Annotated in this window: 7 protein-coding genes; 4 read left to right on the forward strand and 3 right to left on the reverse strand. The window is 56.4% G+C overall.

The annotated features are described in order from the left end of the window. Nucleotides 1–19 precede the first annotated feature (19 nt). The 4 genes from AB4Z19_RS29005 to AB4Z19_RS29020 all read left to right on the forward strand — a co-directional run bounded on the left by AB4Z19_RS29005 (nucleotide 20) and on the right by AB4Z19_RS29020 (nucleotide 4,784). Entirely contained in the window at nucleotides 20–1,309 is a 1,290-nt protein-coding gene (locus AB4Z19_RS29005; protein WP_442023439.1) for a tyrosine-type recombinase/integrase, read from the forward strand. After that, nucleotides 1,299–2,291: a tyrosine-type recombinase/integrase gene (locus AB4Z19_RS29010; RefSeq protein ID WP_442023441.1), complete on the forward strand. Its 993-nt coding sequence runs from the start codon at nucleotides 1,299–1,301 to the stop codon at nucleotides 2,289–2,291. Before AB4Z19_RS29005 ends, AB4Z19_RS29010 begins: the two co-directional genes overlap by 11 nt. Beyond that, nucleotides 2,288–3,295, forward strand: a complete 1,008-nt coding sequence (locus AB4Z19_RS29015; RefSeq protein ID WP_442036951.1) for a tyrosine-type recombinase/integrase — start codon at nucleotides 2,288–2,290, stop codon at nucleotides 3,293–3,295. Before AB4Z19_RS29010 ends, AB4Z19_RS29015 begins: the two co-directional genes overlap by 4 nt. Before the next feature lie 1,108 nt (nucleotides 3,296–4,403). Continuing rightward, nucleotides 4,404–4,784, forward strand: a complete 381-nt coding sequence (locus AB4Z19_RS29020; RefSeq protein WP_442023444.1) for a response regulator — start codon at nucleotides 4,404–4,406, stop codon at nucleotides 4,782–4,784. 155 nt (nucleotides 4,785–4,939) lie between these two features. On the opposite strand, the gene AB4Z19_RS29025 is transcribed toward AB4Z19_RS29020, so the two are convergent. The 3 genes from AB4Z19_RS29025 to AB4Z19_RS29035 form a co-directional block, all read right to left on the reverse strand. Next, nucleotides 4,940–6,124: a DesA family fatty acid desaturase gene (locus AB4Z19_RS29025; RefSeq protein WP_442023446.1), complete on the reverse strand. Its 1,185-nt coding sequence runs from the start codon at nucleotides 6,122–6,124 to the stop codon at nucleotides 4,940–4,942. Between the two features lie 26 nt (nucleotides 6,125–6,150). Beyond that, a complete protein-coding gene (locus AB4Z19_RS29030; protein WP_442023448.1) occupies nucleotides 6,151–6,498 on the reverse strand; it encodes a hypothetical protein in 348 nt (115 codons plus the stop codon). A gap of 660 nt (nucleotides 6,499–7,158) precedes the next feature. After that, entirely contained in the window at nucleotides 7,159–7,476 is a 318-nt protein-coding gene (locus tag AB4Z19_RS29035) for a hypothetical protein (RefSeq protein WP_442023450.1), read from the reverse strand. Between the last annotated feature and the right edge of the window lie 972 nt (nucleotides 7,477–8,448).

Consider the following 8,448-nt stretch of genomic DNA (forward strand, 5'->3'; position numbering starts at 1 on the left):
CATTTTCGAGGAGGTGATCATGGATCAGCTCAATTCCGAGGTCGAAGTGCCAGCTAGCCAGGAGCGGGAGCTGGAGCTGGAGCTGGAGCAGCTTTGCACAGGGGCGCTGCACGAATTACTGATGCGGGGCTATTGCAGAAGAACGGTAAACCGGTACGCCCTGGTGTGGCGGCATCTGGCCGAATTCGCGCGCAAGCAAAACCTGGGTAACCGATACTCGCGTAACCTGGCGATACACTTTGAAGAGGTCTACGGTCATTGCGACGTGAAGCGCCTCCAGGCCGACGAGCGATGGCGCCGGCACCTCGTGTTCGGCCTCAGAATCCTCGATGACTATGCGCACACGGGAAGCATCATGCGCTTCGTTGTCGAGAGGAGCGGCCTGCGCATTCCACCAGCAATGCGAAAGCCGATGCGTGACTATGAACAGTACGCGAAGGAGCAACGTCACCTTCGTATGTCGAGCCTGCAAGAGCGAATGCATGCGATTGCCGTGTTCCTCGACTTCCTACGGTCACGGGACGTACCAGCCCTCGATCAGATGCAGGCAGAAGACATCAGTGCCTTCATCAAATCCAGATCGCACTGGAAGGCCCGGACTGTTTCCCAAGTCATGTGCAGTCTCAAGCTGTTTCTACAATTCCTGTTCATGCGCGACGTCCTGCCACGAGACTTCAGCTTCGCGGTGCCCACGATCAGGAAAACACGTCATGACACGATTCCATCGGTGTGGGATCAGGAACTTGTTACAAGGCTCCTTAATGCTGTGGATCGCAGCCTGCCCAAAGGCAAGCGAGACTATGCGATCCTTTTGCTTGCGGCGCGCCTTGGCATGCGGTCGGGCGACATCCGAACGCTGCGACTCGACGATCTCCACTGGGTGGATGCGACGATCGAGATCACACAAGCCAAGACCGGTGCGCCACTGGTTTTGCCGATGAGCGAAGAAATTGGCTCGGCGCTCATTGACTATCTAAAGTCGGCCCGTCCATCCAGTTCGCACCGGGAGGTGTTTCTTCACTTAAGGCCGCCTTTCGACCCCTTCTCCGAGAAGAATCATCTTTACCACATTGTCAAATGGTGGCGGGAACTGGCCGGCATTCAATTCCGAAGCAAACAGCGCAAGGGGTTGCATTCGTTGCGCCACACGCTGGCAACCAGGCTACTGCACGAAGAGACGCCATTGCACGTTATTTCGGCTGTCCTGGGCCATGCATCATCGGCGACGACGTTCATTTACGCCAAGGCTGATGTGGAATTGCTGCGTAGTGCTGCGCTCAACACGGAGGAGGTGCATCATGTCCAATAAGGTTGCCCAGTTTGCTGGCAGGAGCCCGCTCGCGCCATTGATGGAACAATTCATTCAAGAGAAGCGGGCGTGCGGTTACAAGTATCATCACGGCGCTATATTCCTCAGCCGGTTCGATGCCTTCCTATGTAGCCAAGGGTTGGATCGATGCGAGTTGCCGCGAGCACACTACCAGCAATGGTTTGCCAAGCAGCGTCACGAGAGCGCTGCAAACCAGCAAATGAGAATTTCAATGGTTCGCCAGTTCGCCTTGTACATGTGTCGGCATGGACACAGCGCCGATGTACCGGACAGGATGTGTGGTGTGAAAAGTGGGCAGGCATCCTCCTTTGCGCCGCGCATTTTCTCGCATGCCGAAATCGAGCGGTTGCTTGCCACGGTTGATCAGCTCAAGCCGGATGCGAAAGCATCGCCATGGCGCCATCTTGTCATGCCCGAGGTTTTTCGGCTTCTTTATGGCTGCGGCCTTCGCGTCAACGAGGTACTGCAATTGCGCGTCGCGGATGTTGACCTCGTTCGTGGCGTCTTGACGGTACGCGCAGCCAAGTTCGGCAAGGATCGCCTGGTTCCCCCGGCGCTGCCGCTCGTCCAGCGCCTTGGGCAATACGCCGCCGTGATCGGCCCGCGACAAGACGATGCGTACTTCTTCCCGTCGGCGCAAGGCGAGAGTTGGAGTATCCAAGGTGTCTATGGGCTGTTTCGCAAATTGCTGTATCGCAGCGCAATCTCGCATGGCGGTCGTGGACGAGGACCGCGTATCCATGACCTGCGGCACACGTTTGCCGTGCACACCCTGTTGCGCTGGTACCGTGAAGGCGCGGACCTGCAAGCCAAGCTGCCGGTACTGGCGACCTACCTGGGCCACTTGTCGGTTGAAGGCACCCAGCAGTATTTGCATTTGACGGCCGAGTTGTTCCCGGAAGTCATGGTGCGTGTTAACGAAACATTTGGCGATGTGATCCCGGACAGGAGGGGGTCATGAAGCCGACCGACTTCTCCATCCACTTGACGAACTTCCTGACGCGCTACTTGGCGGCGCAACGCAACCTGAGCCCCAACACGATCAAGGCTTACCGCGACGTGTTCATCTTGCTGCTGCGGTTCGCGCGCGATGTGCGAGGCATTGCCACGGAACGGCTGCTGCTTGCGCATATCGATGTTGCATTCATCGAAGCCTTTCTGGAACATCTCGGAACAGTGCGGCATTGTTCGTTGCGAACGCAGAATCAACGCTTGGCCACATTGCACGCATTCTTCCGGTATGTACAGTCTGAGGTGCCGGAGCATCTGCTACAGTGCCAAAAGATTCTGGCTATTCCCTTGCGGCGCCATGAGCAGCATGAAGTTGGTTATCTGTCCAGGGATCAGCTTGTGCAGGTACTAGCCCATCCTGATCTGACGACGCGTGCCGGGCGAAGGGACGCGGTGTTATTGAGCGTGCTCTACGACACTGGATCCCGAGTGCAGGAACTAATCGACCTCAATGCCGAGGATGTTCGCTTGACCTCTCCCGCCCAGGTCCGGTTATTTGGCAAAGGGCGCAAAGCGCGCGTTGTGCCCCTGATGGAAGCGACGGCACGGCTTCTGCGGGATCATATCCGTGAGTGCGGATTGGATCGTCCCGAGCGTAGCCATCAACCGCTCTTCCAGAATAGGCTAGGCGGGCGGCTATCGCGTTCGGGCGTACGCTACCTTTTGCAGAGCCACGTTGATGCGGTGCGCCCGGGCCTTCCCGGCTTCACGCAACCGGTCAGCCCGCACAGCTTGCGTCACACGAAGGGCATGAACCTGTTGCAGAGCGGTGTCTCGCTGGAAATCATCCGTGATTTTCTCGGGCATGTCGACGTGAAGACGACGCAAATTTACGCGAAAGCGAACCTGGAGATGAAGCGTCGGGCACTGGAGAAGGTTGCCGACGCTCCGCTTCCTACCATGCCGTCATGGCAACAGGACAAGACCTTGCTCGACTGGCTACACTCGCTGTAAGTGTCCACGTCTTGGGTGACATAGCGCTTGGCCAGAGAAATTATGTTGAGTCAGAATCATTGGCATCAAAAGCTGGCGGGCGCTGTGCAGCTCTACTGCGCATAATAACTGGCGAACCTAAATAGGCAATATGTGCCGCTACACATATTGCCTATCTGGGCTTGCCATGTTCTCCCGCCGCAGGCAACGATGCCGCAGGCAGACGCACTCGCACTTGCGGAAGGTGATGGCTTACGCATCCCAAGATCAACCAAGCGCGCCACATCGATGCTGTTCAACAGGCTCTGGCTGCGCGGCTTGCCGGATCACCAGCGCGGCGTACGCCAAGCCCGTCGTGCACTGCGCACGATTCAGACAAAGCAAGGTACGCCGGTCGAGGCGCGTTTTTTTGCCCTATCGGCGCAAGATCGAGCCGCTCGTATTCGAGGAGATCGCGCTCAGTGCCATCGAACATGCAGGAAGATTCATGGGACGGAATCTGCGGTATTGCTGCGGTGGCAGCCCCGACGCTTGGATGGTGAGCACGGGATGGAGCGCAATTCAGACCAAGCGCTGCAATACGCATAAAGCAGCCAGCAGGTGGTCGCCTTCAGCGCTTTGCGGCAAAGGACTGCCGCCCCGAAGCAGGTAAGAACGCAGCAATTACCTGCAATGGTTCCGCGCATGGGCGCCGCATGCCATAGTTGATGACGCGTGCGACGACTCGAGGTGGAACGCTATGTGTCCGGAGATACTCCCCAGCGATCCGAAAGCCCTTACTAAAGTTCAGCTCAAAGCCCGTGTCGACGATTAGGGCAAGGCTGGCGTCAATTCGGCGTTCGTTTTTCATGATGGCCTAATTGGAGGGGCATCTCTCCAGCATAGTCACATTCCATAAGATAGCCAGACAAACTGTACTGCACCATACCGCATTTGGCGCGTTCCTGCCACGGCCAGCGCCCCAGAACAATTGCGATAGATCCGCACCGAAAAGTCATCTGCGCAATCAACATTTAATCGTGTGCCGGTGCACACGCAATTGCCGTACGATTCAAGGTCCCACCAAGAAACAGCCATTCCCACTCTCTAGCCTGTTGTGTAGAAGTCGCAATGACTCAAGGCTAACATCATGACTCAAGTTGGATCCCGCGTGCTCCTGGTCGATGACAACCACGACGCTGTCGATATGTTTTCAGAACTGCTCGGACTATACAATGTCGAGAGCCGAGTGGCTTACGACGGCTACTCCGCCATCACGCTCCTCGCAGAATGGCCCGCAAATATTGTCTTCCTCGATATTGTAATGCCCGGCCTGGATGGCTATGAAACTGCTATCGCGATGCGTTCTCTGCCTGGATTTGCCGATCTTCCCATCGTGGCCTGGTCTGGATGGGATCGACAACATAATGATGAAGCTTTCTCTCGCGCCGGTATGGTCTGTCGGCTGACCAAGCCGGTTGACCTGCAAGACGTATTGGATTTGATTCACCTGTACGAAGCCAGGCGATAGATGGCATTCACGGTAGGCTAACAATCACACCGTGCCAGAACAGTCTGTGGCAGCGCGTCTGCGTCGTGGCGTCGCATTGTGACACCAGCGTCCTCCGAAAGCGCCAGCGAGCAGATTGCGCCCAAGCCGCCAACGTGCGCGTGCGGTCTAAAATCCTATCCGTAGCTCGCCAAGCGCCATGCAAAGCGTCGCAAAGGATGCTGTCCAGAGCGCCCAGCGTCGACGCACCACCCTTTCAGGCCGGTCAGTAACTGCTCTTGCGTCGCCGACGTTCGCTGCCACAACTTCTCCAGCGCCTGCCGCGCCACATGCATCTCGTGAAGCGCCGCACTATAGGCCATCACTTGTTCCAGATCGACTCGCTCCTCGCCAGTGAGATGACAAGGAGCGCGCAGCAACAGGCGCTTAGTCCGCGCTAGCGCTGAACGTGGAACCTGTTGCGCCAACGTCGCACGTTCCGAGTGAAAGACCGCCAACGTCAATATCGTCATTTCACGCATCAAAATGGCCCGGTTCCCTAGCACCTGCCTCAACGTAGCCAATGTTGGCGCGAACTGTCCAACCCGGCGCTTCAATGGTTCGCGCGCGTGCCGAACCGACGCGAGGCGCAGCCGCCGCAATAGGCTGATATATGCCCATCCGATATCCAGTTCAAACCAGCGAACGGAGAATTTTGCCGATGTCGGAAAGGTGTGGTGATTGTTATGCAGCTCCTCTCCGCCGATTAATAGGCCAAACGGCACAATATTTGTGGCCGCCTCCTTGCAGTCGTAATTGCGATAACCGGCATAATGTCCAACCCCATTGATCACGCCGGCGGCCAGGAAAGGAATCCACATCATCTGGCAAGCCCACAAAGTCAAGCCCCATGCGCCGAATAGGACCAATTCAATCACCAGCAGCAAACCGACGCCTTGCCAGGAATATCGGCGATAAAAGTGCCGCTCCATCCAATCATCCGGCCCGCCACCGCCAAAGCGCTCGACCAGCGCAGGGTTCTTGATGGCATTTCTGTACAGCTCCGTTCCGCGCCACAAAACCTCGTTCAGGCCGACCACCCGAGGACTATGCGGATCATGGGCGGTTTCGCAATGTGCGTGATGGGATCGATGGACAGCCACCCACTCCCGCGTCACCATACCTGTGGTCAACCACAGCCAGAAGCGAAAGCAATGCGCAGCCAACGGCCGCAAGGTGAGCGATCGATGAGTCTGGCATCGATGCAAATAGACCGTCACCGAGACAATGGTCGCATGCGTTGTCACCAGTCCGACCAGTAGCATCTGCCACCAGGTAAACGCCAAGAGCCCTTCCGTCACCAATTGCAATTGCATCGCCATATGGGTCGTCCTTCAATTTCAAGAGCCTACAAATTCGGATGTGCAACAGCAAATGCGACTGCATCGCACAGCTTCTCGTATCGATAGCCGCCATAGCGAAAGCGGCAAGCGACATATACGACGCCATGCAGCTTCATCAACTCCTGTTCCAGGCCAGATGGACAATAAGGTACTTCCCAGTGCGCCTGGAATGCATCATCAGGTAGAAAGCCGTCTTTGAAGTGCTCCGAGACGGCATAACGCAACGCATCGTCAAAATGGTCATAGCGGTGCTGCCGGAACGCATACCGTTTTCCATCGAAGGATATTTCAAAGCGCGCCCCAAGACTTTCGTCCATCTGCTGGGGCCCGCCAATTTCATGCGTGCTCACCATGTGCTACTCCGCTCAGGGTCTTTTTGAATGCATTCAAAAACGCAGAATCTGTCTGCGCGCATGTGCCACCGCATCCATATCAGCGTCTTCCCGGGTACCGAAGGCATCCTCGGGGAACACGATATGCTGTTTGATCTTGTCCGGCCAATGCAAGCTAGTGGAATCGGTTGGCGGTGGCATGTATTTGAGTATTGCAGTTGACGCAAATCTCACTGTGCCATCCTGGCACCTGAATTCTGCGCATCTTAGCATGATCTTCCAACCACGGAACCATGACGGTGTTCGTCGATGCATTGCATACTCCTCCGCTCGCCGTCAGGAATATTTTCGGGAAGGAGGTAGTGACGAGCAAGTCCTACATTCCGGAGTAATACGACATCAGCCGACCGGTTGCAGTTGCGGCGCGAATGAAGGCGACACTTGATGCAGCGGCCATTTCTGTACTCTTCGGTGCAAAGGAAGATTGGTGCAAAACGCCCTATTGGCTAAGTACCTGTGTCCCACTATACGCGCACAGATCGCAATAACCTAACGAATTCTCAGAAAGGCCTTAAGATACGCGTCGTCGCCCCGAGCATCAGGTACAAAACCTCACATTGCGCCAGCTTGGCCAGAGAGCGCTGCCACAACCCGGATGCGCAATGTCGGCATAACTTGTGCTCACCCCGCCGAACGCTTCATCGCTTGTGCCTCGCTGGCTGCAATGTGTTCTTCGCGGGCAGCAATCGAATCTACGTTACCGTCCACCAGGCCCGCAGCGCGCTCAGCGTCGCATTGCACCCCAGCAGCGTCGGCGTGCTCGACCAGGCTTTCATCAACCGGAGGATTCAGCATGTCCTCCAGCATGGCACGTAATTCGGCATCGTCCGGCACCTGTCCGCGCCGTAACCTTTGACGGATATAGTGCTGAATTTCCGACTCCTGTTCGGCACTGAGAGGCAAGCCACGGAAGGAATGCTCCGGTCCAAGGTCATTCATGTCGGATCTCCTAGTAGATGACTCTCCTCAGTGTACGCCTAAATCTCTCTACAGGTTCGTTTGCTGGCTTTGCTGGCGTCCGATGCCTGCGGCCATTATTAGCAAATGGCATGGCCCCATGCCGGTCCTGTTAGCGCGGCATGCAAGGCACTGTTCGTCCATCCGAGCCCAAGGGGATCTGGCGACACCTGCAGCGGTACTGCGAGGCGCCAGGTTATGCCCGCGGTCTCATCCATGGGACCAACAATGGAAACGCACAGCCGACCATGCCGTCGATTCGGTACCCTTTGCGATGGGGAGACCGGCATCGGAAGAGCCCTGCTCGCCAGATTACGCATGGCGAAAGTTGTACCTTTCGCGGCACCGCCATCCGGCCAATCGAGCCGGATAGACGAAGCACCTATGGATCTGACAATACACTCATCCGCATTGGCATCAGAGCGACAAGCTCGCACACCCGAGCGCGCTGCCGAACACGAGCATGCCCATCGACCTTTCACCGCCGCGCGAACCTACGTACTCGCTATCGCGAGGACACTTGAATTCTTCCGCTCGTCGCGGCCGCACCCCTGTCACGTAGAGTGTCGGCTCGTCGAAGCCGCCTGAAGGGCTTTCGACCAGAAGCTCAAGGTCATCAGGATAGGTGGCGAGAAGGCGAAGAAGGTCTAGTTTTGTCATTACAGAAGATTCACGCTTGAATGTTTAGGCCAGCGAAGGCCTGTAGACTCCAGATCACCGCTCATTGCCTGCTCCCTGGGTCCTCCGAGAAAGTTTGACTTTAACTCACCTAAATTCAATTGTCAGGTCATCGGCACTCGTCCAGCTACGGACCTTTTCCAGTCAAGTGTGATCTGCATTGGAAAAATTAGACGCTTCAGAGCGCGAGTTTTTGGTCAATAATTCCTTAGCGGGAGGGTTTGACTATGAAGCGCAAACATTTTCCAGCGGAACAAATCGTGTCCGTGCTGAAGC

The organism is Pseudoduganella sp. RAF19 (assembly GCF_052114165.1).
Lineage (GTDB): Bacteria > Pseudomonadota > Gammaproteobacteria > Burkholderiales > Burkholderiaceae_D > Rugamonas.